This window comes from Pseudovibrio sp. POLY-S9 (genome assembly GCF_001431305.1).
Lineage (GTDB): Bacteria > Pseudomonadota > Alphaproteobacteria > Rhizobiales > Stappiaceae > Pseudovibrio.
This window is the reverse complement of sequence record NZ_LCWX01000219.1, coordinates 1-229: the sequence shown is the minus strand read 5'-3', so window position 1 is coordinate 229 and position 229 is coordinate 1. Positions and strand designations below refer to the sequence as shown.

The following is a 229-nucleotide window of genomic DNA, read 5'->3' as shown; positions in this document are numbered from 1 at the left end:
GATCCTTCGCATCGCTTTCAGCGGCAACTGTAATTTCGTTCGCTGAAACACTGCGCTCTTGCCAGGTCTCAGCAAGCCGAACAGCTGCATGTGCATCCACCAAGCCAAAGCCATAGTCATGGCTGTAGTGCATACCGCCGCCGTTCCAGGTTGAGGCACCATTGGTAGACCACTCGGTAGAGGGATCGTCGACTTGCTTGGCAGAAAGAGCAAGAATTTCCTGAACATC

The 229-nt window shown here is 53.3% G+C and carries 1 protein-coding gene; it reads right to left on the bottom strand.

Annotated elements, in window-relative coordinates:
• Positions 1 to 229 (bottom strand): hypothetical protein (locus PPL9_RS22465; protein WP_152986795.1); only part of this gene is annotated, 229 nt, incomplete at both ends.